We start from the raw sequence: 26,547 nt of genomic DNA, 5'->3' as shown, positions 1-26,547 counted from the left end.
GATTCGGGATTATCGGGATGTCAGGAATAGGTGACGGTGACGTCGTCGGTGACCGGAACGGCCTGGCAGGCGAGCACATAGCCGTCGGCGATGTCCTCCTCCTCCAGGATCTCGTTGCGGCGCATGCTCACCTCGCCGGAGACCACCCGGCACACGCAGGCGCTGCACGCGCCTTCCTTGCACGAGTAGGGGGCCTCGAGGCCCTTGGCGAGCATGGTGTCGAGCAGGGTCTGCTGTCGCGGCCAGGTCAGTTCGTGGTTCTCGCCGTCGAGTTCGACGCGCGCGACGGCGGCGTCACCGTCGTCGATCACGACGTCGGCGGCGGCCGGGTCGATCTCGAACGGGTTGCCCGACAGGGACACGAACTTCTCGGCGTGCACGCGCTTGCGGTCCGCGCCGAGTTCGGTCATGGCGGCGGCGACCGCGTCCATGAACGGGCCGGGACCACAGACGAAGACCTCCCGGCCCGCCCACGGCCGGGCCAGCGCGGCCAGGCCGGCCACGCTCGGCAGGCCCTGCACGGACTGCAGCCAGTGCAGCACCAGCAGCCGATCCGGGTGCGCGGCGGCCAGTTCCGCGAGTTCCTCGGCGAAGATGACCGAGTTCTCGTGCTGGTTGGCGTAGATCAGCGTGCAGTGGCCGGTGCCCTGCGCCAGCACGGATTTCAGGATGGAAAGCACCGGGGTGATGCCGCTGCCGCCCGCGAAGAGCAGCAGATCGGTGTCGAGCGTGTCCGGGGTGAAGATGCCGGCGGGCGGCAGCACGTCCAGGGCCAGGCCCTCGGCGGCGTTGTCACACAGCCAGTTCGAGCCGTAGCCCTCGACGGTCCGCTTGACGGTGACCTTGAGCGGGCCACCCTCGTGCGGGGCGCTGGACAGCGAGTAGCAGCGGCTCACCGAGCCGGTCAGGTCGCTGGGGATGCGCAGGGTCAGGAACTGGCCCGGACGGTAGGAGAACCGTCCGGCGTGTGCGGCGTCCGGGACGAGCTCGAGCGACACCGCGTCGGCGGTCTCGCGCACCACGCGCACGATCGTCGCCGATGTGATCCCGCTCACCTGAGCGGTTGCCACGGCCTCGTCTACCTCGAAGTCTGTGACGGTCATCCGTTCCACCAGTTCCATTCCTGTGCTATCCGTTTCGAGCCCGCCCGGGCGGGTATCCAGTAACCGGGGCCGACCGCCGACGACGTCGGAAGGCCCACCCGGCGGATGCCGGCCCGCGGGCCGGCAACCCCTCTCAGTCCACGGTCCGCCCGCGAGTGCGCACGTCCACGTCCCGCGTGCTGACGGTCAGCGCACCCGAGGCGACGGCCTCGTCGATGCTGGCCCGCAACTCACGGCAGGTGTGCGAGCGCAGCCCGGTGGTCTCGAGTTCCGTGCAGGCGGTCTGCGCGTCCTTGTTCCACTGCACGCTGGTGTGCTGGTCGCTGAACTTCTCCACCAGCACGCAGGTCCCGCAGGACCGGCACGAAACCTTGTCCATGGCAATGCCTCTCAGGCGTTCGCGGCGGCGTCGCGCTTGGCCAGGTTGTCGGCGACCTCGGCCTCCCAGGCGGTGACCGCGCGGGTGGTGTCCACCTCGAACTCGAAGCGGTCGGTCATCTCGTCCGCGACCTCGGCGGCGTCCACGTAGAACTGCTCGTACCAGCGACGCAGCTGGTAGACCGGCCCGTCCTCCTCGCACAGCAGCGGGTTGTTGATGCGCGACTTGCGCTTCCAGATGGCCGCGTCCTGCTCGAAGCCCTTGCCCAGGCCGCCGACGAACTTGGCGGCGATCTCCGCGGCCTGCTCGGCCGGGACGCCGTCGGGCCGGCGGGCGATGGCGCCGTACATGAGCACGAACTGGTTCTCGTTGATCGGGTAGTGGCAGTTGATCAGGTAGCCCTCGACCACGAGACCGTTGGGGCTCTCGCTCTTCAGGTAGTCGATCATGTAGGACGGCCCGTAGTAGGAGGCCTCCGACTGCAGCACGTTCTTGCCGCCCAGCGCCTTGGCGGTCTCGCCCATCATGTCCTCGCGCGAGACCGAGGTCATGTACTGGCTGGCGGTGTGGCCCTCGAAGACGTTCTTGAAGAAGGTCGGGAAGCCGTAGTGCACGTAGAAGAAGTGCGCCATGTCGACCACGTTGTCCACCACCTCGCGGCAGTTGGCGTCGACGATCATGGAGTTCCAGGTCCAGTCGGTCCACTGGTCGTCGAAGGCGGCGTCGATGCGCGGGATGGCCAGCTCGGCGGGCGGCTGCTTGTTCTCCGGGTCGTGCCAGACGAACAGCTGCTTGTTCTCGACCATGGTCGGCCACGCCTTGGTGCGGGCCAGCGGGGGCACGCGGCGCGCGTAGGGGATGCCGGTGCACTTGCCCTTGCCGTTCCAGCGCCAGTCGTGGAACGGGCAGGCGATGGAGTCGCCCTTGACGGTGCCGTCGGCCAGGTTGCCGCCCATGTGGGGGCAGTAGGCGTTGAGCACGTTCAGGTCGCCGTTCTCGGTCGCGAACACCACGATCTCGGTGCCGAAAGCCTTGACGGTGTGCGGCTTTCCGTCGCGGAAGGAGTCGGCCAGGCCCAGGCAGTGCCAGCCGCGCGCGAATCGAGTCGGGGGCTTCCCGGCATCGATGACTCGCACCTCACTGTCCGTGGTGGTCATGTGTATTCCTCTCCCTTGCCTTGCTTCGATGGTTGCGGCCGGTGTGACGGCGACGACAGCGCAGTCTCACTGGCCGGGCGGTGACTACTGATAGTCGAGACGGCTCCGTTTACGGATGCTCGAGACGACCGAACGCGGCGCGGTAGAACAGCAGCGGCTTGGCTTCGGAATGTTCATTCAAGCAGGTCACGCGTCCGATGACGATGGTGTGGTCGCCGCCGTCGGCCTCGTCGTAGAGCTCGCAGTCGATCGAGGCCATGGCCCCGGCCAGCAGCGGCGAACCGTTGTCCGAGGGGGCCCACTCCACCCCGGCGAACTTGTCCGGGCCGGGGCGGCCCAGCTGCCGGCACAGCTCGGCCTGGTCGTCGGCCAGAATGTTGACACAGAACTTCCCGATTTCGCGGATGCGCGGCCAGGTGCTCGAGCTGCGCGCCGGGAAGAAGCTCACCAGCGGCGGGTCGATGGACAGCGATGCGAACGACTGGCAGGCGAAGCCGAGCGGCTCGTCCTCGTCGAGGGCGGTGATCACGGTGACCCCCGAGCAGAAACGCCCGAGGACGGTCTTGAAGGCCGTCGCGTCGATGGCCGGGGACTGATCGAGCACCGGCTCCTCCTTATTTCGATCCGAAATATAGCTAGCAGTCATGACAGCAGGTCGTGCGCAGGAGGCGTCAACACGGTGGTTCGGTGATCGGGACGCGGATCCGTAGGTTTTACGTAGTTCTCCCGATTCCGCAGGTTGTGGCGTGCGGCACTGTGATGGGTAGCACAAGCTCCGAGCTAGGTACATGCCTAATCGGAATAGCCCCATCCGATACACCCAGCCCGGATATGAACCAACGGAGGTACATATGTCCGTCGCCATGCTGCCGCCCGCGGATACTCGGCACCCCCACAACCCCATGCGCGCCAAGGAATCTCGCGCCAGTGCCGAGGTCCCCGTCTCGATGATCGAGCGCATGACGCTGATCCTGGACGCTTTCGACGCCTCCACCCCCACCCTCACGCTGCTCGGTCTGGTCGAGCGCACCGGGCTGCCGCGGTCCACCGTGCACCGGATCCTGGACCAGATGATCAAGCTGCGCTGGCTGGCCCACACCTCGGGCGGCTACCGCCTGGGCATGCGCGCCCTCGAGCTCGGCGGACTCACCGCCGACCACAACGAGATCCGCGACGCCGTCTCCCCGCTGCTGCACGAGCTGAGCCAGCGCACCGGCATGGTCGGGCACCTGGCGGTGCTCGACGGCCGCGACGTGGTCTACCTGGACAAGGCCGGCGGCCGCTTCGCCGCGAGCCTGCCCACCCGCCTGGGCGGTCGGATGCCCGCGCACGCAACCGCTCTCGGCAAGGCCATGCTGGCCTGTCTCGAGCCCAATATCGCCGAGGCCGCGCTGCGCACCCGCCTGCCGCGCCTCACCCCGCGCACCATCTGCGAGCCCGAGGCGCTGACCCGCGAGCTGCAGCAGATCCGCCTGCGCCAGGGCGTGGCCATCGACCGCGAGGAGGCCATCGCCGGAATCGCCTGTGTCGCCGCGCCGCTGCGGGGCCGGGGCACCGCGCCGGCCGCGCTGTCGCTGTCGGGCCGCGCCGAGGGCATGAGCTACGACCGGCTGGCCCGCGTCGTGCTCGAGGTCGCGCACGAGGCCGGCCGCACCCTGTTCCCGCGTCGCGCGCACTGGCGTTGAGCGGAGCGGGCAGATGCCGGGGCGATACAGTTCGATGATGATCGATGGCGTGCCGTCCGCGGAGGCGCGGGCGATTCCGGACCTGCCCACGACGGCGTGGGCGGTGCTCGGAATGCTCTCGCATGCCGAGGAACTCTCCGGATACGACCTCAAGAAATGGGCCGACTGGAGTCTGCAGTTCTTCTACTGGAGCCCCTCGTTCTCCCAGATCTACGCCGAGCTCAAGCGTTTGGAGAAGCACGGGTACGCGGTGTCGCGAACCGTGGTCTCCGAGGACGGCATGCGCGGTAAGCGCATGTACGCCATCACCGAAGCCGGGCGCGAGGCCGCCTCGGAGTGGGTCAACCACTCCCCCGTCGAGGCCCCGGTGCTCAAGCACAGCGTGATGCTGCGGGCCTGGCTCGGACATCTGGCCGAGCCCGACCGCATGCGCGAGATCCTGCATCAGCACATCGAATACACCGAGACCATGCGCCGCCGGGCCCAGGCCGACGCCGAGGGCGCGGATGTGAATCCGGATTGGGCCTACCCGAGCGCGGTCTTGCGTTGGTGCGTCAAGCATTACGAGGCGGAGAAGGAATTCGCAGAGGACTTGCTGTCAGATTTGGACAAACTGGCGAGGCAGCGTAGCCGCCGGAAGACCACGAAGAAATAGAATTCCGGTAATTCCCACTGACCGGACTTTGTGATGGGCAGCACTCCCCGGGCGTGACACGGTTCACAGGATCGTGTTACTACCCACCCTGGAGGACGCACTATGTCCACCTCCGTCGACACCGCGGTGCCGCCCGGAACTGCGCCTGACGACTCGGGTCGTCTCGATGGCGCATCGAACCTGAGGATCTGGTCGGTCCTCGCAATCATCGTGCTGTTCACCGAGATCTCTCCGATGCAGTACGTCATGGTCGCCTCGGCCCTGCGCCAGATCGCGCCCACCTTCCCCGAGCAAGGCGCGAACATCAACTGGGCCATCATCGTCTTCGGCATCTTCGGTGCCGCGGTGTCCCCGCTGATCGGCAAGCTCAGTGACATCTACGGCAAGAAGCGGATGTTCCTGGTCTGCGCCGGGCTGTTCCTCATCGGCACGGTCATGTGCGCGCTGACCAGCACCTGGGCGATCTTCCTGGTGGGCCGCGCGCTGCAGGCTTCGGCTATCGCGACGACCGTGGTGTCCTACGGTCTGATCCGCGACCTGATGCCGCGCCGCATGGTTCCCATCGGCCTGGGCATCGCCTCCACGGGTCTGGGCGTCTCCGCGCTCGCGGGTCCGCTGATCGGCGGCTACATCACCGATCACACCAGCTGGCGCGGACTGTTCTGGTTCCTGTTCATCTTCACCCTGGTGATGACCCCGCTGCTGATCCTGTTCGTGCCGGAGTCGAAGCTGCGCACCCCGCAGCGCCTGGACATCATCGGCGCGGTGCTGCTCGGCGCGGGCGCCACCCTCACCCTGCTGTACCTGGACAAGGGCCAGGACTGGGGCTGGAGCAAGCCCTCCACGCTGGTGTGGCTGATCGGCGGCCTGGTGCTGCTGGCCCTGTTCCCGATCGTGGAGATGCGGGCCAAGAACCCCATCATGGACATGAAGCTGCTGTTCAACCCGCGCGTCAGCGTGGTGCTGTTCATCGGTCTGCTGGCCTCGTTCATGATCGGATACCAGTCCTACGCAACCGGTTACATGACCCAGTCGCCGCCGTCCTCGGCGGTGGTCTCGCAGGTCAAGGACGCCACCTGGGAGCAGGTGAAGTCCGGTGCGCTGGCCCAGGCCCAAGCCCAGGCGCTCACCCAGGCGCGGGCCCAGGGCCTCGCTCAGGCCGAGGCACAGGCCAAGGCCGCCATGCCGCCGGGCATGGACCTGCCGCCGGATCTGGTCAAGCAGTTGACCGAGAAGGTGAATGCTCAGGTGACCCCGGAGGTCGTCAACGCTCAGGTGCCGCCGGAGATGGTGTACCAGCACCTGCCGCCGGACATGGTCAAGGTTGATCTGGAGCCGGGCTACTCCTACGGCGACAACTTCACCCTGATGAAGTACGCCACGCACGTCACGCTCGCCCAGTCCTTGATCGCCATGCTCTTCGGCTTCCTCGGCGGTCTGTGGATCCGGCGCTCCGGTGCCCGCTGGCCGCTCATCACGGCCCTGACCATCTCCGTCGGCTCCGGTCTGGCCTACGCGGCCATGTCGCACGGGTGGCAGACCATCACGCTGATCAGCGCGGTCTACGGTGTCGCGTTCGCGTTCTACTACGCGTCCACGCCGAACCTGATCGTGGAAGGTGTTCCGGCGCAACAGCAGGGCATCAGCGCGGGCATGCTGGGCGTCATGCAGGCCATGGGCGCGGCCATCGGTCTCGCGGTGGCCACCGCGTTCCTGACCGCCAACCCGGTCAAGGCCGTGGTGTCGGTGACGGGCGCGCCGCCGGTCACCAAGGAGATCCCGATGCTCTACGCCGACAAGGGTTACGAGATGGGCTTCTACTTCGTGGCGGCCTCGGCCGCGGTGGCGCTGGTCGGAGCGCTCATCATGAAGCACGGGCGTACCCCCGCTACGGGCGGTGCCGCGCACTGATCGCGAGGCACTGATCTGAAGGGAAGACGGCCCGGAGGCATTCGCCTCCGGGCCGTCTCGTGTATCGAGCACCGTCGTGCCCGCTGAGCGAGATCTGACCTGGCTGTTCTCCGCCAGTCATATTTCTATTGGTAATAGGAGGTGGTCGACGATGACCGGTGAACTCGACTCCATCGCGAGTGCGGTGGCGGCGGTGGCCCGCGGCGGCATGGTGTTGGTCGTGGACGATGAGAACCGCGAGAACGAGGGCGATCTGATCCTCGCGGCGGAGCACGCGACCGCCGCCGATATCGCCTTCCTGGTCCGCCACACCAGCGGCGTCATCTGTGTGCCCATGACCGGCGAGGACTGCGACCGGCTCGGACTGCCGCCCATGACCGCGGTCAACGAGGACCCCAAGGGCACCGCGTACACCGTCTCGGTGGACGCCGTCACCGGTGTCAGCACGGGCATCTCGGCCGCCGACCGCGCGCACACCATGCGCCTGCTGGCCGACCCGCGCACCACCGCCGCACAGCTCTCCCGCCCCGGCCACGTCTTCCCGCTGCGCGCGAACGACCGTGGCGTGCTGGGTCGTCCGGGCCACACCGAGGCCGCCGTCGATCTGATGCGCCTGGCCGGACTGCGGCCCGCCGGGGTGATCGCCGAGGTCGTCAATGACGACGGCACCATGGCGCGCCTGCCCGATCTGCTGATCATGGCGAAGGAGTGGGACATCCCGCTGGTCTCCATCGCCGACCTGATCGAGTACCGCAAGCGGTTGGAGCACGGCATCTCCCGGGTGGTCGAGACCCGGCTGCCCACCCGCTTCGGCGATTTCCGCGTCTACGGTTACGCCGACGAGCACACCGGCGCGGAACACCTGGCCTTGGTCCTGGGTGATCCGTCGGGCGAGAACGCCTTGGCCCGAGTACATTCCGAATGCCTGACCGGTGACGCGTTCGGGTCGCTGCGCTGCGACTGCGGCGAGCAGCTCGACGCCGCGCTGGAGGCCGTCGCCGCCGCGGGCCGCGGGGTCGTGGTCTACCTGCGCGGCCAGGAGGGTCGCGGGATCGGGCTGCTCAACAAACTGCGCGCCTACGAACTCCAGGACGGCGGGGCGGACACGGTGGACGCCAATGTCCGGCTCGGACTGCCCATCGACGCCCGCGACTACCGGGCCGCCGCGCGGATCCTCGCGGATCTGGGCGTGAATTCGGTTCGGCTGCTGAGCAACAACCCCGCCAAGCAGTCGGGGTTGCAGGCCAACGGCATCGCGGTGCACGCCCGGATTCCGTTGCAGACCCAGCCGACCGAGCACAATGTGCACTACCTGGCCACCAAGCGGGATCGGATGAGCCATGAGCTGACCGAGATTCCGGCGGTCGGCTAGTCAATCCTCGTCGGGCCGCTGCTCGTCCCAGCGCAGCCCGAGCCGGAAGGCCTGCAGGGCGGGTTGCGCCGGCGACAGCCAGGCCTGAAAACGCAAGTCCGACGGGTATTTCGCGCCCGATCGGCGGATCGCCGCCTTGGTCTCGGCCGCCATCCGGCGGGCCGCGGCGACCCCGTGGTTGTACATCTGCCCGCGCGCGTGGTCGTCCTCGCGAACCTCGAGCCGGGACTGCGCATTGGACGCGAAGAAGCCCTGCGCCACCCACTGCGGGCGATCGGCCTGGGTGATCACCCAGATCGCGTGCGGGACAAGCGGATGCAGCACCGGCAGATCGACGGCCAGCGACAGGAACAGCGCGTCGATGTGCTCTTCGAGCTCCTCGAGGGTGGCGGCGTCGGGTTCCTTGTGGCCCAGCGCCCCGATGTCCCAGGCCCGCGACTCGTCCGGCCATGCCAGCCAGCACTCCCCGGGCCAGTGGTCCTCGTGGTACTCCCAGTCGAATTCGCGCTCGGTCTCGCGCGGACCGCGCGGCTCGATCCGCAGGCTGACCTCGATCGGCCGGATCGACCGGCCCAGCGTCACGATCTCCCGGTCGCGCCACCACATGGCCTGGGCGCCGGGGCCGCCGACGAGATCCGGTGCGCCCAGGACGGCGATGCATGCGGCCAGCGCTGTGGTGAAGACGTGGTCGACGAGGGCGGATTCGCAGGGGTAGTACACATTCAGTTGTTTGAACTCGCCGTATCCGAAGCCCGGCGCGGTGACCGATCGGGGCGTCTCGATCGCGACCAGCTCAACGCCGTCCCCGGTCGCGACGATCCGCCCGGCGGCGTCCCCGTCGGATTCCCATCCCAATTTCGCCTGGACGCCCTCGATCTCCCGCCGCGACCAGTCGCCGAACTCGTGGGCCACCAGGACCGCCAACGCGTCCCCGAACGGGCCGAGCTCCACCCGCCGTCCGTAGTTGCGCGCCCACCACGCGTCCGCATCACGTTGCCGCCGTTGCTCTTCCGTCGGCTGCCGGAAGTCTTCCCCAAGGTCTTCACTCACCGGCGCAGCGTATGCGAGGTGGGGTGGGTTCAGGGCAGCCACCGTACAGCGGTGACTTCGCGCAGGTGAATCAGGAGGTCGAAGGCGGCGGGCAGATCACGAATCGCCAAGTGCTCGTCGGCATCCCGGACCGGGTCGTAGACGCCGCTGATCACCCGCAGCTTGGCCGGACCGGGGATCGGATCGACGCGCAGATCCCGCCAGAGCCGCGCCGGTCCCGCCGCGCCGAGCCGCGCGTCCAGGAAATCCGGTGCTGGAGCGGGGATCTCGGCCACCCCGAGATCGCCGTGATGGAATCCGATCGCGACGGCGGCATAGTCGCTGCCGAAGTGCTCGCGCAGGACGCTGCCCACACTGGCGGTCGAGCCCTGTCCCCCGGCCAGGCCGATCGCGGCCGGCGCGGCGGAGACATGGGAGATGCCGTCCCAGTACACGGTGCGCAGCCCGGTGCGCCGGTAGTGGTCGAGGATCGATACCGCCCACAGCTCGGCCTCCCCGGCATAGCTGCCCCGGCCCGCGACGCTGTGCCGATGGAAATCCTCGATCAGAGCCATTCGGGCCCGGACGTTTTCGCCGATCCCCGGAATCGAACTCACCAGTGCCGACGCGTCCCGGGCGTGCTCGGCGAAGGGACGCCCGGGGTGGACGCCACGGGCGCGCTGGACGTGCTCGTCGAGGGTGTGCGCGGTCCGGATGGGGTCCAGGTGCGCGGCCAGCTCGGCCGCGCGGCCGGGAGCGTGGGCGCGGACCGCCTCGAGCACGGTGTCGTAGTCCTGCGGCTTGGCCTGCACGGGTTTGACTCCGATGACGCGGACCTGGTCGTCGGGGTGGGCCTGATTGAATTCCCGGATCCAGGTCAGGGCCGCCACCATTTCCGTTGTGCGCCAGGGCCGCCAGGCCGCATCGAGGGCCGAGGCCGCGGTGCCCACGCCCTGGCGGACGTACGCGTCGAGCGTCTCGCCGACATCGGCGCTGTCCTGCACCGCCAGCGCGCGGAAGCCGTGGCGCTCGACCAGATTCCGGAAGATCCGGTCCCGCACGGTGAAGGTCTCGTGGGCGAAGCGCGTCGATTCACCGATGCCGACGACGACCGCGCCGGACAGTGAGTGCGCCGAGGTCTCGATGGTCGCGGCATCGAAGGGCGTGACTGCGAGGGTGGTTTCGATCGACATGACCCCACCCAACAACCTCAACCAATGTTCATGTCAAGCAGCGCGTCGACGCGCGCCCCCAGCGCCTTCCCGGCCGCCAGCAGCGGTTCGGTCGAGCGCAGGGTCCTGCTCATGACGAATGCCCCTTCCAGCGCACACAGAATGGCCACCATCAATTCCCGGGCATCGGCGTCGCCAAGGCCGCGGCGCACGAAATAGCTTGTCCCCTCGTCGATCCACGAATTCATGACCTCGGCCGCCACCTCACGGATCCGGGGTTCGCTGTCACCGACCTCCCCGGCCACGGTCGCGACCGGGCACATGTTCATCCAGCCGCTCTGCTCGATGGTCTCGGCGGCGGCCGCGAAGGCCGCCGGAACCGCTTCACGCAGATCGGCGTGCGCGTCCATCAGCAACGGCAGCAGCTGGATGTACACCGCGCCCGAAGTACGCAGCGCCTCGGCGGCGATGGCCGATTTCCCGGCCGGGAAGTGGTGATAGAGCGAGCCCATCGGGGCCCCCGACGCGGCGGTGATCTGTTTGACGGTGATCGCGCTGTAGCCCTGCGCGCGCATGAGTTCGGCGACGGCGGTGACCAGGCGGTCGCGGGTGGTGGTTGACAGTTTCTCGGGCACGGGTCCAGACTAGAGCAAACGCACTAGAGCGTCTACTCTAGAGGGGAGAGGGCCATGCCTGTAGTCGAGGTCAGCGCTGGACGGGTGCACTACACCGAGCGGGGCGAAGGGCCGCCGGTGGTGCTGCTACACGGCCTGCTGATGAACCACACGGTGTGGGACGAGGTGCTCGGCAAGCTGCCCGGAGGCTTCCGCTACGTACTGCCGGATCTGCCGCTCGGCGCGCATCCCGAACCCCTGCGCGCGGACGCCGACCTGACCATGCGGGGACTGAACCAGCTGGTCGCGGAATTCCTGGCGGCGCTCGATCTCCGCGATGTGACCCTGGTGCACAGCGATTGGGGCGGCGGGCTGTTCCTCACCGCCTACGGCCTGGACGAGCGCGTCGCGCGCTTGATCGTGCTGCCCTGCGAGGCCTTCGGGAACTTCCCGCCCGGGCTGCCCGGCAAGACGGCCGTCCTCGCGTGCGCGGTGCCCGGCGGAATCACGCTGGCGCTGCGGCAGTTACGGGTGCCGTGGCTGCGGTCCACCCCGGTGATGTTCGGCTGGATGGCGCGGCGCCGCCTCGACGACGACCTGGTCCGCGGCTGGACCGAACCGGGCCTGCGGGACAAGCGGATTCAGCGGGACCTGCTCGCCTACGCGCGCTCGCACCGCTCCAAGGCCGAGTTCATCGCGAATACCGAAGCGCTGCGCGATTTCCCGGGCGAGGCGCTGATCCTGTGGTCCTCGGCGGGCAAGGTGATGCCGCGCGAGCACGGCCGCCGCCTGGCCGAACTGATCCCCAAGGCCCGGCTGGTCGAGATCGACGACGCCTACGTGCTGTCGATGCTCGATCGACCCGAGGCCGTGGCCGCGGCCATGTCGGCCTTTCTGACCGGGGCGGTCGTCGAACCCGGATAGGGCGGGTCCGGTTTCGGTATCGTCGGCGGGACGGGCCGCACAACGCCGTGTCGGCACTCGAACAGAGGGAGACACGATGCCCAGCGCGCTCAGCCGGATCGTGCCCTGGTACCTGCGGGTCACCCGCGCCAACCGGCCCTTCGTCACCGCGGCGGGCGCCCGGCAGCGCATTCGTGAGCGCACGCTGCGACCGCTGCCCTACGGCCCGCCGCGCCGGCTGCGCTCCGATGTCGAGATCACCGTGCGCCAGGATTCCGTCCGGCCCGTCTACACGCTGACACCGCGCTCCGGTCGCGCCCGCGGCAATGTCGTCTACGCGCACGGCGGCGGCTGGGTCAACGAGATCGCCCGGCAGCACTGGCAGCTGGCCGCCGAGATCGCGGCCCGCGCGGAAACCACTGTCACGCTTCCCATCTACCCGCTGATTCCGTTCGGGACCGCCGATCGGGTGATACCGGCCTTCGCCGAACTGGTGCTGGCCAACCGGGCCGAATACGGCGAGGTGTGCCTGGCCGGTGATTCGGCCGGCGGGCAGATCTCGCTCTCGACGGCGATCCTGTTGCGCGACGAATACGACGTGATCCTGCCACGCACGGTGCTGATCTCGCCCGCGCTGGATCTGTCGCTGAGCAATCCGGAGATCGCCGACGTGCAGCCGCTCGACCCGTGGCTGGGCCGCGCCGGCGGCCTGGTGCTCGGCGACCGCTGGCGCGGGCCGCTGCCGATCACCGACCCGCGGGTCAGCCCGCTGTTCGCCGACTTCGCCGGGCTCGGGCCGCTGACCGTCTTCAGCGGCACCCACGACATCCTGATGCCGGACGTGCGGCTGCTGGTCGGCAAGGCCCGGGCCGCGGGCGTGCGGGTCGACTATCACGAGGAGGCGGAGCTGGTGCACGTTTATCCGCTGACGCCGACACCGGAAGGCCGTAAGGCGCGCGCCGTCATAATCAACAGCTTGCGCACGGCGCTGACCCGGCCGAACAATTCGGAGCCCTCGGCTCGCTGAGCGTCAGTCCGTCCCGGGCCCTTGCTCGGCGAGCCACTTGCGGGCGCGGGTGGCCGAGGCGCGCGAGAGCCAGGCGTCCTGCACCACTTCGGTCAACTCCGCCAGCGTCAGCTCGGGAATTCGGGTGCCGCGCACCAGAACCGACAGGTGGCCGTCGAAGTGTGGCGTCGTGAAGAAGGGCGAGCCCGGGTCCTGGGTCAAGGCCAGTTTGTCGTCCTCAGAAGGCACCCAGAGGACGATGACGTCGTCGTAGCGTTCCCCGGTCTCCGGGTCGAAGGCGTCCGGGCGCGGAGTGCGGAAGAAGATGAAGGACTTGCCGCCGACCTGATAGACCGGATTGCTCGCGGGCCCTTGGACGACGGTCACGTGCGGCATGGCTTTCGCCAGCGCGTGGACGTCGGCGAGGCGGGCGCGGCGGGTTCTGCTCGGCACCCGGTCGAGTGTATCGCCGCTCACCTTCATGAAGCCCGCGAGCTGCGTTTATGCGAGCCTGCTGGCACTGAATGCGGCAAATCACATAGGTTGGACGCCATGGCGCGGCGTGTCAATGGAAACCTCCCCGAGGAGGTCACTTCCTTCGTCGGCCGTCGAGCGGAGTTGGCAACCGCCAAGCGACTCCTGCCCACGACCCGCGTGCTGACCTTGCTGGGTCCCGGCGGCATGGGCAAGACCCGCCTCTCGCGGCAGATCGGGCATCTGGTGTCGCGTGCCTTCCCGGACGGAGTGTGGCTGGTAGAGCTGGCCGACGTCCAGGATCCGGGACTGGTCACGCTGAGTGTGGCGGAGGCGCTGGATCTGCGCGACGAGTCCACCGCGCCGCTGCCCCGGCTCACCGAATTCCTGGCCGACAAGCGGCTGTTGCTGATTCTGGACAACTGTGAGCATCTGATCGAGGCGTGCGCCACGCTGGTCGGCCGGATCATCGCCACCACCCCCGATGTGCGGGTGCTGGCGACCAGCCGCGAGGTGCTCGGCATCCCCGGCGAACAGGTGATGCCGGTGCCGCCGCTGACCGTGTCCGACACCCCCGGCGAGGAGGGCGACGCGCTGCAGCTGTTCGTCGAACGCGCCAGCGCCGCCAATCCCGGCTTCGAGGCCACCACCGCCAATCGGGCGGTGCTGGCCGAGATCTGCCGCCGGCTCGAGGGCATGCCGCTGGCGCTGGAGCTGGCGGCATTGCGGCTGCGCATGTTCACCCCCGAACAGATCCTGGACCGCCTCGACGACACCATGGGGCTGCTCAGCGCCGGACCGCGCACCGCCCCGCAGCGGCAGCAAACCATCGAGGGCGCGATCCGCTGGAGCTACAACCTGTGCACTGCGGCCGAACAGACGCTGTGGGAACAGCTTTCGGTCTTCGCCGGCGGCTTCGACATCGACGCCGCGGAGGCGGTGTGCGAACTCGCGCCGGGCGCGCTGATCGAGGCGCTCACCGGACTGGTGGACAAGTCGGTGGTGATGCTGCGCTTCGACGGGGACGTGGCGCGGTACTCGATGCTGGAGCCGATCCGCCAGTTCGCCGCCGACCGGCTCGCCGAACGCGGTACCGCACAGCAGGTTCGGGCCCGCCACCGCGAGCACTACCGGCAGCTGGCCATGCGCGGGCAGACCGCGTACTGGACCGGCGAGGACGTGGACTGGTTCCGCGAACTGAGCCGCGAGCACGCGAATCTGCGCGCCGCGCTGCGTTCCGGTCTGGAAGACGATCCGTTGCGCACCATGGCCACCGTCACGGTGCTGCGGCCGTTCTGGGAGCACAACCGGTTCCTGTCCGAGGGCTACCGCTGGCTCACCGATTCGCTCAGCCGCAACCCGGAGCGCACCGCCGAACGAGCCAAGGCGCTGTCCTCGGCGGCGTCGCTGGCGGCCCTGCTCGGTGATCAGGAGTCCGCGGCCCGGCTGGTGGCCGAGTGCATGGAATTGGCCGCCACCCTGGACGACGACGACATCCTCGCCGAGGTGGCGCTGGACCGGTCCCTGCTGGCTTTCGCCTCCGACCGCGAGCGTTCCCTGGAACTGGGCCGCAGCGCCATCGCGCTGGCGGCCGAGCACGGGCAGCGCGCCATCGAAATGGACTCGCACGCCTTCTCTTTCATGGCCGCCATGGTGCTCGAGGCGCCCGGCCGCACCGAACTGGCCGAACGCTTCCTGGAACTCACCGACCACTCCGGCTCCCACCTGCTGGGCGGGCTGGCGCTGTGGACGGTCGGGATCGACCACTGGCGGCGCGGCGAACTCGAGGCCGCCGCCGAGTTCCACGGCCGCGCCATCGAGCAGCTGGCCCTGTTCGAGCGCTGCATCTGGCTGTCGTCGGCCTTCGAGGGCCTGGCCTGGACGGTCTCCGCGGGCGGCGACCACGAGCGGGCCGCGCGCCTGCTGGGCGCGGCGGAATCGCTGCAGCGCAGCACAATCCGGCTGGCGCACACCATCACCGTCGCGGTCGGCGAGAAGGAACGGCTCAAAGTGCGGGAAGCCCTGGGCGAGGAGGCTTTCCGCACCGCATTCGGCGCGGGCGCGAGCCTGCCGCTGAGCGAGGCCATCGACTACGCGCTCGGCCACACCGCCGCACCCGAACCCGAGCCCGTCCCCGCGCCGCCCGCCCTCAAGCGCGCCGCGCGCTCGACGACCGCGACGCTGTCGGAGACCAATATGCTGACCCGCCGCCAGAAGGACGTGGCCCGGCTGGTCGCGGCCGGGCACAGCAACAAGCGGATCGCCGCCGACCTGGTCATCTCGGTGCGCACCGCCGAGACCCATGTCGAGCACATCCTCACCAAACTGGGCCTGACCTCCCGCACCCAGCTCGCGGCCTGGGCCCACGAACACGACCTGTAGGTCCCGACCAGCATCCCGGAGGACTTGCTCGCATGACTTCCATCGACGACTACCGCCAGACCCGCGAAAGCCTGCACGCGGTGGCCGAACAACTGCTGGCCGGACCGGAATACGCGCGCAGCAAGACGATTCGGCTGATCCCGGTGCCCGGCGGATTCGCCACGGTGCAGGAGCCGCGACTGGCGGTGCGCGCCGATGTCCTCCTGCTCGACGACCTGCCGATCGGAAAGCTGGACGGCGCGACCATCGCCGAGCTGGCCACCGCGGCGGGCGTCGAACCCGGGATGCCGGAGGGCGTGTACGCGAGCCGCACGACGTTCGACCCGAACGCGCCCCTGTTCGTCGACGCCAGGCAGTCCCGGATCCTCACCAGCGCTTACGGACTCGGCGATGCCGCCCTGCGCGCCCTGGCCCCCGACCGCACGCCGGTGCTGTGGCCCGAGCATTTCGATCTCGGGATCGACATCGACGAAGTCAATTACGGCGTCTCGCCCGGCGACGCCCTGATCGGCGAGCCCTACGCCTATGTGGGCCCGTGGCGGCCGCGCACCGGCGACTTCTGGAACCAGTCGTTCGGCGCGGCCCGGACCATCGCCGAACTCGGTGACCTCGACGCGCTCACCGAATTCTTCCGCGAGGGCCGCCGCCGCGCCGCGGAGTGATCACTGGTAGCCGGTGGCCCCGTCGATGCGTTCGCGCAGCAGGTCGGCGTGTCCGGCGTGACGGCCATACTCCTCGATCATGTGCAGGTAGATCCAGCGCAGGGACAGGTCCTTGCCGGTACGAGGGTGCAGGGCGGTGTGGTCGAGGGGGAGGTCGGCGATTGCCTTGTCGCACAGGGCCAGTTCCTCGAGGAAGCGGTCGTAGTCGGCTTCGGCTCGCTCCGGGTCGGTGTCGTCGAAGTCGCCGTCGCGATTGATCTCGTCGGAGTAGATGTAGGCGAGATCCGCACCCGCCGCGCGCATCCGGAACCAGCCGCGTTCCACCTCGGTCATGTGCCGGATCAGTCCCAGCAGCGACATGCTGGACGGTTCCACGCTGCGGGTCGCGAGCTGAGCGCCGGTGAGGCCCTGGCATTTCCACAGCAGGATCTCGCGGCCGCGGGTGAGCAGGGAGTGCAGCACGGCGCGCTCGTCGCCGACGAGCAGCTGCGGGGAACGGGTGACCTCGGGCGCTGTCCACGTCATGGTCGGACTCTAGCGTCGGGCCCGAATCCGGGAAAACGAAATTCGGGGGTGGGAAATCTCCCACCCCCGAATCACGGGAAACCGCTTGCTACAGACCGTTGTTCAGGAAGTCGATCACCGAACGCTCGAAAGCGTCCTTGCGCTCCACCATCACCCAGTGGCCGCAGCGGGCGAAGGTGCGCAGGTCCGCGTTGGGGATCTGCCGGGCCGCGAAGAGCGAGCCCTCCACCGGGGTGACCCGGTCGTCGCGACCCCACAGGATCAGCACTTCCTGCTTGATGCCCTTGAGCCGCGCCCACAGCGGAACCGGTTCGGCCAGCTTCGGGTTGTAGAACGTGGCGTAGGCGTCGCGCAGCGCGGCCTGGCCCTTCGGGTCGGCGGCGGCCTTCAGGCGCTTGGCGACGAGTTCCTCGGTGAGGGTGGCCGGGTTCGAGACCATGGCCCGCAGGAAGCCCATGGCCTTCTCGTCGCTGGGGTTCATGTTGAACTCCATGAGCCGGTTGATGCCCTCGGACGGTTCGGGTCCGAGGATGTTCACCCCGACCCCACCGGGGGCCATCAGCACCACGCGGTCGACGCGGCCCGGGTGCTCGAGCGCGAGCAGGGTCGCGACCGTGCCGCCCATGGAATTGCCCAGCACGTGCGCCTTTTCCAGACCCAGCTCGTCGAGCAGACCGATCACCGCGTCGGCGGCGATGCGCAGGTAGTTGCGCTCGTACACCTCCGGGCGGCCGCTCTCGCCGAAGCCGGGCTGATCCAGGATCAGGCAGCGGAAGTGCTGGGCCAGCACCGGCAGGTTCTCACCGAAGTTGGCCCAGCCGGAGACGCCCGCGCCGGAGCCGTGCAGCAGCACCAGCGCCGGACCCTCGCCGGCCTCGTGATAGCGGAGCTTGTGACCGTCGACGGTCACCCACTTGGTGGTGCTCTCCGCGGTGAGGGTCATCAGAGCATCCGATCCGCGACCTCGAGGCCCATGGCGCCCTTGCCGTACATGGCCAGCGCGCGCTCGACGTCGTTGATCACGTGCACGCTGCCCGCGTGGGCGTCACGCCAGTTGCGCTCGATGATGTTGGGCTGGCGGATGGCGTGGCCGCCGGAGTTCTTGAACAGCAGGTCGATCGCCTCGAGCGCGCGCTCGGTGCCGCGCACCTGGTCACGGCGGGTGGCCAGACGCAGCTCGAACGGGATCTCCTCGCCGGCCTGCGCGAAGCGCAGCTGCTCGGACATGTTGCGCTCCATCTGGAGCACGGCGGCGTCGATTTCCGAAGCGGCGCGGGCGATCCGGACGTGGGCGAAGGGATCCTCGGACACCTTCTGGCCGCCGTAGGACAGCCGCACCCGCTCCCGCTGACGCTCGATGTGCGCGTCGTAGGCGCCCTGCGCCGCACCGATGATGGGGGCGGTGATGGTGTTGGAGAACAGCGCGCCGAACGAGATCTTGTACAGCGGGTTGGTGTTCACCGCCTGGCCGGGGCCGATCAGGTTGGCCTGGTCCGCGGCCGAGTAGGCGCGGTAGGCCGGGACGAACGCCTTCTCGATGACGATGTCGTTGGAGCCGGTGCCGGCCAGGCCGGACACGTTCCAGGTGTCCTCGATGCGGTAGTCGGTGCGCGGCACCAGGACCGTGTAGTAGTCCATGCCGGTGGCGGTCGGCACCAGCGCGCCCAGGAACACCCACTGGCCGTGGTCGCAGCCGGAGGAGAACTGCCAGCGGCCCGACAGCTCGTAGCCGCCGTCGACGACGGTCAGCTTGCCGGTCGGCGCGTAGGAGGACGACACCAGGGTGTCGGGGTTCTCGGCCCACACGTCCTGCTGGGCCTGATCCTCGAACAGGGCCAGCTGCCACGGGTGCGCGCCCAGCACCGAGGACACCCACGCGGTGGACGGGCACACGGTGCCGATCGCGCGGATCACCTCGTAGAAGGCGACCGGAGACTCCTCCATGCCGCCGAAGCGGGCCGGCTGCAGCATGCGGAACACACCGGCCTCGGTGAGCTCGGCGATGCTGGCGTCGGGGACCCGCCGCTGCTCCTCGGCCTGCACCGCGCGTTCCCGGATCGCGGGCAGCAGATCGCGGACCCGATCGAGCACCTTGTTAGTCATGCGGGCGTTCCTCCTCGTGCCAGAGTTTCCTGCCCTCGAAGTTATGGCCAACCGGGTGTTTCGAACCGAAATAGTCCCGATCATCGGAATCTCGGTTCCGCGGACAGGCCGGGAGACCTATTTGTGGGCGTACTCCCAGGTGATGTCCTCGTCGAGGGCCTTGCGGACGGCGGTGTCGAGGTCGGGGGTCCAGTCGGTCGGCTGAGCGACCGCGACCCAGCCGTCCAGCACCAGATCGCCGTAGCGGTGGCCGTGTCCCGACGGCACGCCCTGGGCATTGGCCAGGTCCGCGCTGATCTGCCAGAAGGTGACGATCGGCCACCAGCGGATGGATTTGGAGACGTCCGCGCCGCGCGGCTCCTTCAGCCAATCCGGTTGGGTGAACAGCAGATCCGGTGACCACCACACGATCGGGTCGGAGGCGTGCTGCAGGTAGACCACGCGCGGGTCGATCCACTGCCGGTCCGGGCGGCCCAGATCCGGTGCGGTGGCGGCGAAGCGGACGATCAGGCCGTCGGCGTAGGTCGGCAGGATCTCCGGTGTCCCGGGGTCCCGGCGCGCTTCGAGCTGACTCCAGATGCGGTTCGAATTGGGCGGGCCCACCCACAGCACCCCGTCCACCAGGCTGCGGATGTCGTCGATCCCGCTGAACGCGCCCTCGGAACCCTGCGAGCCCAGACTTTCCCCGTACACCAGCAGTTTCGGCCGGTGTTCGGGCGGCAATTGGGCCCACCGCTGGTGGACGGCGTGGATGACCAGCCGCCCGGACTCGGTCGCCTTCTGCCGGTCGGACAGGAACGAGATCACGCTCGGCAGATAGGAGTACTGGGTGGCGGCGATGGCGCTGTCGCCGCCGTACATGTACTCGATCGCGGCGGCGGTGGTGGAGTCCACCCAACCGGTGCCGGTGGTGGTCACCACGACCAGCACCTTGCGGTCGAAGGCATGGGTGCGGTCGAGTTCGCGCACCACCAGGTCGGCGATGTCCTCGGGCTCCTTCGCCGAGTCCAGGCCCGCGTAGACCCGAATCGGTTCGCGCGCAGGCCTTCCGGTGACCTGTGCGATCCGGTCGGCACCGGGCGCGGTGGCCACGAACCACCGCCCCTCGGAGCCGAGGGTGTCCCAGGCGGCGAACGACTGTGGGCTGCCCGACCTTTCGGGCAGCTGCGGCTGGATCGCGCTGGGTGAGGTCTTGCCGTTGCGCAGGCTGAACGCCGAATTCGCGGTGGCGAAGAAGGCTTTCGCCAGCACGCCCTGGAACAGCAGCACGGCCAGCACCGCGACCACGAGCACCGCGCCCGGATAGGCGACGCTGCGCGGGATCCGCAGGTCGAGGTTGAGCAGGCGCACGATGAGCCGGATCAGCCACCGCACCACGCGATAGGCGGCGATCACCAGGGCCAGCGTCGCGGCGGCCAGCAGTTCGGCGCGCAGGTAGCTGGAGGTGGTGGTGGGCTCCATCCCCATCAGCACTTCGAGATCGCGCTGCCAGCGCGCCGACCGGGCCAGCACCAGCGCCGCGCCCACGATGGTGCCGACCAGGATCACCACCTTGCCCACGGCCCGGGTGGTCTCGCTCGGATTCCAGAGTTTGGCCAGACCTTCGGCGGAGTCGGGCAGTCGGGGTTGTACCCACTTCTCGAATGCCCAGGCCAGCACACAGCCCACGCCGTAGCCGATGGCCGCGCTGATCCCGCAGACCAGGCCCTCGAACAACCAGGTGCGCGGCAGCAGCGACGGCGAGACCGCCCAGAGGAAGAAGATCCACGCGACTATGAGGCCGGGGTAGTTCGGATCGATCGCCCGTTCGATCCGGGCGATGACCGCCCAGATACGGGACGCGACCGACGGGGGCCGCGGTTGGTCCACGTCGGGCTCGTCGATGTGCTGACCCTGCGCCGTCATGCCCCCGAGTCTGGTCGCCCGGACTCGCCTGTCCGGCAACGACACGCGCGGACGACACCGACGCCGCCGGACCCCGGGGGCTCAGGCCGGGATCCGGCGGCGCCGGCTATCCGAGATCTCCTCATCGGGCAATGAGGGGACCAGCCTCATCAGGGAATGAGGCTCCACGAACCGCAGGGAGGTTCGCGGTGGACGACGCAGCCCCCCGCACCGTCCGCCCACGTTCAGCAACGTTAGAGCGCCCCACAAAGGAAGTGAAACAGCAAATTTTCGGTGATTGACAAGGCGCCCTTGTGAATCAGAGGTGGGCCGGCAGTGTCCGATCCGCGAAATCGGGTCGTTCCAGCAGCTCGACCAGCTCCGGGCGGGCGGCCCGGACCTCGCGGGCGATATCGACGAACGAACGCACCAGCGGTGTTTCGTGCTCGCCGTGCCAGGCGACGGTTACCTCGCTGATCGGGGCGTCGACAATCGGCAGCAACCGGACCCGCGGGAAGGGCATCCAGCGCGCCGACGCGACCGTCAGCACGATGCCGACGCCCGCCGACACCTTGTGCAACTCCTCGAGCAGCGACTTCGACCGCGACACCACCGGGGCCGGGCTGCCGTCGCGGTGATCGTGCAACTCCCAGAAGGCATTCCACACCGGGTCGGTGGTGTCCGCGCCGAGCAGCGGCTGGTCCAGCAGATCCCGCACCCGCACCTCGGGCAGTTCGGTCAGCGGATGCGCGGCGGGCACCAGCGCCACCACCGGCTCGGCGAACAGCGGTTCGACCCGAATTCCGTCCGCGCGGAACGGGAGTCGCACGAAGGCCACGTCCACGGCGCCGTCGGCCAGTCCGGCGGCGGGATCCTCGTAGGTGAACTGCCGCATATCGACGGTCACGTCGGGATGTCGTTCCCGGAAGGCGGCGAGGATCGGCTCGGTGAGGGTGAGCGCCGCCCCTTCGAGGAATCCCAGCACCAGCCGATCCGACTCCCGCCGCTGCGCCACCCGCGCCTGCTCGACCGCCAACCCCAGGGTGGTCAGTGCGCTGCGCACACCCTCGAGCAGCGCCTCCCCCGCGGCGGTGAGTTCGACGCTGCGCGTGGTCCGGGTGAACAGCACCAGGTCCAGCGCCTGCTCCAATTGCTTGATCTGCGCACTCAGTCCCTGCTGTGCCACGTGCAGCCGCTGCGCGGCCCGCGTGAAACTGAGGTCCTCCGCCACCGCGACGAAATACCGCAACTGCCGCGAGTGCACATCCATAGCGAGCGAGTCTAAGACCAACCCGCGGGCCCGATTCCCACTCTCGCGAATCAACTGGACTATTGACCAACCCGATTCGAGCCCGGGTCAGGCGCGGCGGGCGGCTGCAGTGCCGGCTCGGCGGCCGAAGAAGGTGCCGTCGCCCAGGGAGGTGCCGGAGATGTAGCCGAAGCCGTGCAGGCCATTGGCGGCGCGGCCCGCCGCGTAGAGGCCCGGGATGGGTTTGGCGTCGTGATCGAGGACGTGGCCGTCGAGGTCGGTGTGCAGGCCGCCGAGGGTGAAGACCGAGGCCCCGGTGCCGCGGCGGTCGCCGGCCTCCGACGGCGGCCGGACCCCCGCCTTCACGTCGATGGCGGCCAGCGGCCCGGTGAGTTCGCGCAGCCAGCGCGAGGCCTTGTGGTGGTCGAGATCGATACCCGCGCGGGCGAATTCGTTGTAGCGCTCGATGCCCGCGGTCAGCGAGCCGACCGGCAGGCCGGTCAGGGCCTCCAGCTCCGCGGCGGTTTCGGCGACGTGGGTCGGGCGCACGCCCCAGCGCTGGGGTTCGGGCACGTCCTCGAAGCCGTCCTCGTCCACGATCACCCAGACCGCGGTGTCGTCGCCCGCCCAGCTGCCGCCCATGTTCTGGCGGTAGAGCGCGTGCTGGCCGATGCGGCCGGGGTAGGTGTCCTCGTTGACGAAGCGGCGGCCCAGGGCATTGACCACCATGCCGCGCACGGCCAGCCCGGGGATCAGGGACATGCCGACCTGCCCGGCGGACATGTGGCGCACGGCCGCGCCGAGGGCCTGCGCCATGCGGATGCCGGACCCGTCGTCGGTGCCCGCGCTGACCTTGGTGTGACCGAGCAGCTGCGGCGCGTGCGCGGCGAGCATGTCGTCGTTGTCGACGAATCCGCCGGTGGTGAGCACGATTCCGCGGTGGGCGCGGATGGTGATCTCCTTGCCGTACCGGCGCGCGACCGCGCCCGTCACGACGCCGTCCGCGTCCACGATCAAGGTGGTGGCGTAGGTGTCGAACAAGGCTGTCGCACCGGCGGATTCGGCCGCCGCGGTCAGGCATTCCATCAGCAGCTTGCCGCCGAAGTCGTTGGCGGTGGGCCGGTGCCCGCGCGGGGCGGGGTGCGCGAGTTCGGTGAAGGGCCAGCTGTTCTCGCCCAGCCACATCAGGCCGTCGTCGGTCGGCGGCACCCAGGTGGGGGCGTCCCACATGGTCGGCTTGAACGGGACGCCGCGATCGACGAGCCAGTGGAAGTGCTCGACGCTGCCGGCGCAGTACTCGTCGATCTTGTCGGCGTCCGCGCCCGCGCCGAGCGCGGCCTTCAGGAACGCCGCCATCGCCTCGGGGGTGTCGTCGAAGCCGCAGGCCACCTGGATCGGGGTGCCGCCGCCGAGGTAGATCTCGCCGCCGGAGTTGGCCGACGCGCCGCCGGGCCCGCCGGCCCGGTCGATCACCAGCACCCGCGCGCCCGCGTGCGCGGCCTCGAAGGCCGCCGACGCGCCCGCGGCGCCGTAGCCGACGACCAGCACATCGGTCTCGATGTCGTAGTGGCCCACCTCGCCGGCCGCCCGCGGCGTGACCGAATTCCGCACTGTCATGCCTGCACGGTGCCCGCTCCGACCGCCATCACTTAGCGGTCCATCTTGCTGACCGATTCACCGATCCCGTTCAACGGGACTGCGACCCGTCACACCCTCTTCCAATAGGGATGGTGTGTGAACGGCGTCACTGTGGTTGGGGTCGCCTGCACGAGGAGGAGAGTCAATGCGGATTCTGGTCACCGGTGTCACCGAGCCGAGCGGCCGCGCTGTCGCGCGCATGCTGCTGGCGGCCGGCCACGAGGTAACCGGTCTGGACCGGCAGCGTCACCGCTACGTGGACCCGCGGGTCCAGGTGGCCGTCGGCGACCTGGCCGACGCGCAGGTGTGCGCGCGGGCCGTCGCCGGGGTGGACGCGGTGGTGCACCTGGCGGGCGCCGCGGTCGCGGCGATCGCGAAGGCGGCCCAGGAATCCGGTGCGCGCCTCGTGGTTCCCGTTGCGGCGGGCTCCGATTCGAGCATCGAGAAGATCGTGGCCGGCAGCGGCGCGGACGCCCTCGTGGTACGCACCGCGCTGGTGGCGGGCCGGCGCGTCGACCACGGCGGCTGGCGCACCCTGGAGAGCCTGGCCGGCGGCGGCAAGGGCAGCATCCAGGTGCTGCACTACGACGACCTGGAACGCTTCCTGGTGCAGGCCGCGCTGTCGCAGCGCTCCGGCGTGGTCGAACTGGCCGCGCCCGGCGAGGTGTCCAGTGCCGACGTCAAGCGCATCCTGGCCGACGCGGGCGTGAAATACGGTGCGTGGCTGCCCAAGTCGTCGGTGAACCGGACCAAGGTGGATGCGAGCGCCGCCCGCGAGGAGTGGGGCTTCCGCTACGGCTGGACCGCCGCCGAGGTGATCACCGATACCGCGCGCGGCCTGCACGGCCGCAAGACCGGCGGCTCCGGCTTCCGCAGCCGGCGCGGCGCGATCCCGCTGCCCACCCACGTGGTGCCGCAGAACGCTCCGACCTCCGACGGCTACGCGCTGAAATCGGCCGCGCCCGAAGGACTTCAGGGCGAGTTCGACGATCTCGTCGACGACCGCATCCCGGTCTACACCGCCACCAACACCTCCGAGGCGCTGCCCGGCCCGCTCACCCCGCTCACCATCGACCTGCAGGCCGGAGCGATCCGGCTCGGCAACGAGGCGATGGGCCACATGATCGCCATCGAGGGCATCGCGCTCGAGCACTGGGTGTCGCGCGTGACCAGCGTGCTGGGCCACCACATGTACATCAACGCCTCGATCGGCGTCTTCTCGGCCGAGAACATGCCCGGCTGGGACGAGGAGAGCGTGCGCCGCGACGTCTACGGCACCATCGGCGACCTCGAGCTGCATCCCAAGGGCCGCCCGGCCATGCCGACCGGTATGGCCGCCCGCGCGGGCACCTTCAAGGCGCTGGGCCGGGTCGCCGCCACCGCCCTGAGCTACTCCAAGACCGCCGAGCTGATCAATGCCGCCTCGCACGCGGAGGCGCTGAACCGCGACCAGATCTCGGATCTCAGCGACGAGCAGCTGCACGCCCGCGCCCTGCTGTGGCGCGACCGGCTCAACCAGGCGTGGCAGGCCGCTTCCATCGGCGTCATGATGACCGGTGCGGCCACCGCCGCTCACAAGGGCGAGGTCAAGATCGACCTGAACCGCCTGGAGTCCGCCAAGACCATGCTGGCCGTGGAGCGGCTGGCGGGCCTGTGCCGCAAGGACGCCGGGCTGCAGGCGCTGGCCAAGACCGGTGACGTGGGCGCGGCGCGGGAGAAGTCGCCGGAGTTCTCGAAGGCCCTCGACCAGGAGCTGGCCAAGATCGGTCATCGCGGTCCGGGCGAGTGCGAGCTGATCAACACCACCTTCGGCGACCGCCCCGAACTGCTGGTCACCGCCGCGGGACGGGCTGCGGAAATGCCCGCGCCGCACCGCGAGCCGGTGCCGGAGCCGACCAGCCGTACCGCCAAGATGGCCGTCGGCGCGACCGTCTACCGCGAGCGGGCCCGCGACGCGGTCGTGCGCATCACCAACTGCCTGCGTCTGGCCACCCAGGAGCGGGCGGCGCGGCTGGTGAAGGCGGGCAAGCTCACCGAGATCGAGGACTCGGTGTTCCTGAACCTCGACGAGATCCTCTGGGCTCCCGCGGATCTGCAGGAGCGCGTCGCGCGTCGCCGCGCCGAGCGCACCCGCTTCCAGGCGATTCGCATGCCCGACGTGGTCAACGGACCGTGGGAGCCGGAGGAGATCTCGGGCGCGATCGCGGTGGGCGAGACCATCACCGGCCTGGGTGTGAGCCCGGGCGTGGTGGAGGGCACCGTCAAGCTGGTCTTGACTCTCGACGACGACATCGAGCCGGGCGACATCCTGGTCGCCTCGGTGACCGACACCGGCCACACCGCGATGTTCGCCTACGCGGGCGCGGTGGTCACCGACATCGGCGGCGCGGCCTCGCACGCGGCCATCGTGGCCCGCGAGTTCGGCGTGCCGTGCGTGGTGGACGTCAAGACCGCCAGCACCGGTCTGCGGGACGGCCAGCGAGTCCGGGTGGACGGCGCGGCGGGGACCATCACGTTGCTGGCCGACGCCGAATAGGCGGGCCCGCAACCGAATCCGCCCCGGCCGCGCCGCGCTCGCGTCCGGGGCGGCTCGATCTCAAATCAATACCAACCAGTCTCCCCGCAAAGCCCTCATGCCCGGACC

At 69.4% G+C, this 26,547-nt stretch carries 23 protein-coding genes; 9 read left to right on the top strand and 14 right to left on the bottom strand.

The features are described from left to right. Nucleotides 1–20: 20 nt before the first annotated feature. From ACYVKL_RS33870 to ACYVKL_RS33855, 4 genes are all read right to left on the bottom strand, one after another. A complete protein-coding gene (locus tag ACYVKL_RS33870; protein WP_379166998.1) occupies nt 21–1,103 on the bottom strand; it encodes a 2Fe-2S iron-sulfur cluster-binding protein in 1,083 nt (360 codons plus the stop codon). A 133-nt stretch (nt 1,104–1,236) separates the two neighbouring features. Then, the gene (locus ACYVKL_RS33865; protein ID WP_213557288.1) at nt 1,237–1,482 is read right to left on the bottom strand and encodes a hypothetical protein; all 246 of its coding nucleotides are present in this window, start codon (nt 1,480–1,482) and stop codon (nt 1,237–1,239) included. An 11-nt stretch (nt 1,483–1,493) separates the two neighbouring features. Then, nucleotides 1,494–2,639, bottom strand: a complete 1,146-nt coding sequence (locus ACYVKL_RS33860) for a 3-ketosteroid-9-alpha-monooxygenase, oxygenase component (RefSeq protein ID WP_379167000.1) — start codon at nt 2,637–2,639, stop codon at nt 1,494–1,496. A 109-nt stretch (nt 2,640–2,748) separates the two neighbouring features. Beyond that, on the bottom strand, nt 2,749–3,243 hold the full coding sequence (locus tag ACYVKL_RS33855) for a flavin reductase family protein (RefSeq protein ID WP_379167003.1): 495 nt from the start codon (nt 3,241–3,243) through the stop codon (nt 2,749–2,751). Nucleotides 3,244–3,490: 247 nt separating this feature from the next. Between ACYVKL_RS33855 and ACYVKL_RS33850 the strand changes: the two genes are divergently transcribed. The 4 genes from ACYVKL_RS33850 to ACYVKL_RS33835 all read left to right on the top strand — a co-directional run bounded on the left by ACYVKL_RS33850 (nt 3,491) and on the right by ACYVKL_RS33835 (nt 8,262). After that, on the top strand, nt 3,491–4,324 hold the full coding sequence (locus ACYVKL_RS33850) for an IclR family transcriptional regulator (protein WP_343223264.1): 834 nt from the start codon (nt 3,491–3,493) through the stop codon (nt 4,322–4,324). 37 nt (nt 4,325–4,361) lie between these two features. Next, nucleotides 4,362–4,979, top strand: a complete 618-nt coding sequence (locus ACYVKL_RS33845; RefSeq protein ID WP_357193134.1) for a PadR family transcriptional regulator — start codon at nt 4,362–4,364, stop codon at nt 4,977–4,979. Between the two features lie 102 nt (nt 4,980–5,081). Beyond that, complete coding sequence (locus ACYVKL_RS33840; protein ID WP_379167005.1) at nt 5,082–6,890, top strand: MFS transporter; 1,809 nt, start codon at nt 5,082–5,084, stop codon at nt 6,888–6,890. A 151-nt stretch (nt 6,891–7,041) separates the two neighbouring features. Then, nucleotides 7,042–8,262 carry a bifunctional 3,4-dihydroxy-2-butanone-4-phosphate synthase/GTP cyclohydrolase II gene (locus ACYVKL_RS33835; protein ID WP_379167007.1) on the top strand — a complete coding sequence of 407 codons (1,221 nt, stop codon included), beginning with the start codon at nt 7,042–7,044 and terminating at the stop codon, nt 8,260–8,262. Here ACYVKL_RS33835 and ACYVKL_RS33830 read toward each other — a convergent pair whose 3' ends face one another. Genes ACYVKL_RS33830 through ACYVKL_RS33820 form a run of 3 tightly spaced genes read right to left on the bottom strand, consistent with a single transcriptional unit; the run spans nt 8,263 to nt 11,098 of the window. Further along, entirely contained in the window at nt 8,263–9,312 is a 1,050-nt protein-coding gene (locus ACYVKL_RS33830; RefSeq protein ID WP_379167009.1) for a hypothetical protein, read from the bottom strand. Between the two features lie 29 nt (nt 9,313–9,341). Next, a complete protein-coding gene (locus ACYVKL_RS33825) occupies nt 9,342–10,484 on the bottom strand; it encodes an erythromycin esterase family protein (protein WP_379167011.1) in 1,143 nt (380 codons plus the stop codon). A gap of 17 nt (nt 10,485–10,501) precedes the next feature. Then, the gene (locus ACYVKL_RS33820; RefSeq protein ID WP_379167013.1) at nt 10,502–11,098 is read right to left on the bottom strand and encodes a TetR/AcrR family transcriptional regulator; all 597 of its coding nucleotides are present in this window, start codon (nt 11,096–11,098) and stop codon (nt 10,502–10,504) included. A gap of 54 nt (nt 11,099–11,152) precedes the next feature. Here ACYVKL_RS33820 and ACYVKL_RS33815 point away from each other — a divergent pair, with 54 nt between their 5' ends. Then, nucleotides 11,153–12,001 carry an alpha/beta fold hydrolase gene (locus ACYVKL_RS33815; protein WP_379167016.1) on the top strand — a complete coding sequence of 283 codons (849 nt, stop codon included), beginning with the start codon at nt 11,153–11,155 and terminating at the stop codon, nt 11,999–12,001. A gap of 76 nt (nt 12,002–12,077) precedes the next feature. Then, nucleotides 12,078–13,007 (top strand): alpha/beta hydrolase fold domain-containing protein, encoded by a 930-nt coding sequence (locus ACYVKL_RS33810; protein WP_379167018.1) that lies wholly within the window; start codon nt 12,078–12,080, stop codon nt 13,005–13,007. 3 nt (nt 13,008–13,010) lie between these two features. Here ACYVKL_RS33810 and ACYVKL_RS33805 read toward each other — a convergent pair whose 3' ends face one another. Then, nucleotides 13,011–13,382, bottom strand: a complete 372-nt coding sequence (locus ACYVKL_RS33805; protein ID WP_379167910.1) for an MmcQ/YjbR family DNA-binding protein — start codon at nt 13,380–13,382, stop codon at nt 13,011–13,013. Between the two features lie 156 nt (nt 13,383–13,538). Between ACYVKL_RS33805 and ACYVKL_RS33800 the strand changes: the two genes are divergently transcribed. Next, nucleotides 13,539–15,842, top strand: coding sequence for an ATP-binding protein (locus tag ACYVKL_RS33800; RefSeq protein ID WP_379167020.1), 2,304 nt, complete (start codon nt 13,539–13,541; stop codon nt 15,840–15,842). A gap of 32 nt (nt 15,843–15,874) precedes the next feature. Further along, nucleotides 15,875–16,504 (top strand): hypothetical protein, encoded by a 630-nt coding sequence (locus tag ACYVKL_RS33795; protein WP_379167022.1) that lies wholly within the window; start codon nt 15,875–15,877, stop codon nt 16,502–16,504. Here ACYVKL_RS33795 and ACYVKL_RS33790 read toward each other — a convergent pair whose 3' ends face one another. The 6 genes from ACYVKL_RS33790 to ACYVKL_RS33765 all read right to left on the bottom strand — a co-directional run bounded on the left by ACYVKL_RS33790 (nt 16,505) and on the right by ACYVKL_RS33765 (nt 23,882). Beyond that, a complete protein-coding gene (locus ACYVKL_RS33790; RefSeq protein WP_379167024.1) occupies nt 16,505–17,029 on the bottom strand; it encodes a DinB family protein in 525 nt (174 codons plus the stop codon). Between the two features lie 88 nt (nt 17,030–17,117). Beyond that, the gene (locus tag ACYVKL_RS33785) at nt 17,118–17,972 is read right to left on the bottom strand and encodes an alpha/beta fold hydrolase (protein WP_213557303.1); all 855 of its coding nucleotides are present in this window, start codon (nt 17,970–17,972) and stop codon (nt 17,118–17,120) included. Next, the gene (hsaA, locus tag ACYVKL_RS33780) at nt 17,972–19,132 is read right to left on the bottom strand and encodes a 3-hydroxy-9,10-secoandrosta-1,3,5(10)-triene-9,17-dione monooxygenase oxygenase subunit (protein WP_379167026.1); all 1,161 of its coding nucleotides are present in this window, start codon (nt 19,130–19,132) and stop codon (nt 17,972–17,974) included. The genes ACYVKL_RS33785 and hsaA overlap by 1 nt, the downstream gene beginning before the upstream one ends. Before the next feature lie 117 nt (nt 19,133–19,249). Then, nucleotides 19,250–21,037 (bottom strand): alpha/beta hydrolase, encoded by a 1,788-nt coding sequence (locus tag ACYVKL_RS33775; protein ID WP_379167028.1) that lies wholly within the window; start codon nt 21,035–21,037, stop codon nt 19,250–19,252. Between the two features lie 298 nt (nt 21,038–21,335). Next, entirely contained in the window at nt 21,336–22,286 is a 951-nt protein-coding gene (locus ACYVKL_RS33770; RefSeq protein WP_379167030.1) for a LysR family transcriptional regulator, read from the bottom strand. A gap of 87 nt (nt 22,287–22,373) precedes the next feature. Further along, entirely contained in the window at nt 22,374–23,882 is a 1,509-nt protein-coding gene (locus tag ACYVKL_RS33765) for an FAD-dependent oxidoreductase (RefSeq protein WP_379167032.1), read from the bottom strand. Between the two features lie 166 nt (nt 23,883–24,048). Between ACYVKL_RS33765 and ACYVKL_RS33760 the strand changes: the two genes are divergently transcribed. Then, a complete protein-coding gene (locus ACYVKL_RS33760; protein WP_379167034.1) occupies nt 24,049–26,439 on the top strand; it encodes a PEP-utilizing enzyme in 2,391 nt (796 codons plus the stop codon). The last annotated feature ends 108 nt before the right edge of the window (nt 26,440–26,547 follow it).

Source organism: Nocardia tengchongensis (assembly GCF_054781395.1).
This window is presented reverse-complemented; position numbering and strand designations above follow the sequence as displayed.

Excerpts from the sequence above, each read along its gene's own strand:
- ACYVKL_RS33815 (WP_379167016.1), top strand. The coding sequence starts at position 11,153 with ATGCCTGTAGTCGAGGTCAGCGCTGGACGGGTGCACTACACCGAGCGG.
- ACYVKL_RS33810 (WP_379167018.1), top strand. The coding sequence starts at position 12,078 with ATGCCCAGCGCGCTCAGCCGGATCGTGCCCTGGTACCTGCGGGTCACC.
- ACYVKL_RS33770 (WP_379167030.1), bottom strand. The coding sequence starts at position 22,286 with ATGGATGTGCACTCGCGGCAGTTGCGGTATTTCGTCGCGGTGGCGGAG.
- ACYVKL_RS33860 (WP_379167000.1), bottom strand. The coding sequence starts at position 2,639 with ATGACCACCACGGACAGTGAGGTGCGAGTCATCGATGCCGGGAAGCCC.
- ACYVKL_RS33760 (WP_379167034.1), top strand. The coding sequence starts at position 24,049 with ATGCGGATTCTGGTCACCGGTGTCACCGAGCCGAGCGGCCGCGCTGTC.
- ACYVKL_RS33850 (WP_343223264.1), top strand. The coding sequence starts at position 3,491 with ATGTCCGTCGCCATGCTGCCGCCCGCGGATACTCGGCACCCCCACAAC.
- ACYVKL_RS33865 (WP_213557288.1), bottom strand. The coding sequence starts at position 1,482 with ATGGACAAGGTTTCGTGCCGGTCCTGCGGGACCTGCGTGCTGGTGGAG.
- ACYVKL_RS33765 (WP_379167032.1), bottom strand. The coding sequence starts at position 23,882 with ATGACAGTGCGGAATTCGGTCACGCCGCGGGCGGCCGGCGAGGTGGGC.
- ACYVKL_RS33825 (WP_379167011.1), bottom strand. The coding sequence starts at position 10,484 with ATGTCGATCGAAACCACCCTCGCAGTCACGCCCTTCGATGCCGCGACC.
- ACYVKL_RS33845 (WP_357193134.1), top strand. The coding sequence starts at position 4,362 with ATGATCGATGGCGTGCCGTCCGCGGAGGCGCGGGCGATTCCGGACCTG.
- ACYVKL_RS33785 (WP_213557303.1), bottom strand. The coding sequence starts at position 17,972 with ATGACCCTCACCGCGGAGAGCACCACCAAGTGGGTGACCGTCGACGGT.
- ACYVKL_RS33775 (WP_379167028.1), bottom strand. The coding sequence starts at position 21,037 with ATGACGGCGCAGGGTCAGCACATCGACGAGCCCGACGTGGACCAACCG.
- ACYVKL_RS33790 (WP_379167024.1), bottom strand. The coding sequence starts at position 17,029 with ATGACGTGGACAGCGCCCGAGGTCACCCGTTCCCCGCAGCTGCTCGTC.
- ACYVKL_RS33870 (WP_379166998.1), bottom strand. The coding sequence starts at position 1,103 with ATGACCGTCACAGACTTCGAGGTAGACGAGGCCGTGGCAACCGCTCAG.
- ACYVKL_RS33795 (WP_379167022.1), top strand. The coding sequence starts at position 15,875 with ATGACTTCCATCGACGACTACCGCCAGACCCGCGAAAGCCTGCACGCG.
- ACYVKL_RS33835 (WP_379167007.1), top strand. The coding sequence starts at position 7,042 with ATGACCGGTGAACTCGACTCCATCGCGAGTGCGGTGGCGGCGGTGGCC.
- ACYVKL_RS33800 (WP_379167020.1), top strand. The coding sequence starts at position 13,539 with ATGGCGCGGCGTGTCAATGGAAACCTCCCCGAGGAGGTCACTTCCTTC.
- hsaA (WP_379167026.1), bottom strand. The coding sequence starts at position 19,132 with ATGACTAACAAGGTGCTCGATCGGGTCCGCGATCTGCTGCCCGCGATC.
- ACYVKL_RS33840 (WP_379167005.1), top strand. The coding sequence starts at position 5,082 with ATGTCCACCTCCGTCGACACCGCGGTGCCGCCCGGAACTGCGCCTGAC.
- ACYVKL_RS33805 (WP_379167910.1), bottom strand. The coding sequence starts at position 13,382 with ATGCCGCACGTGACCGTCGTCCAAGGGCCCGCGAGCAATCCGGTCTAT.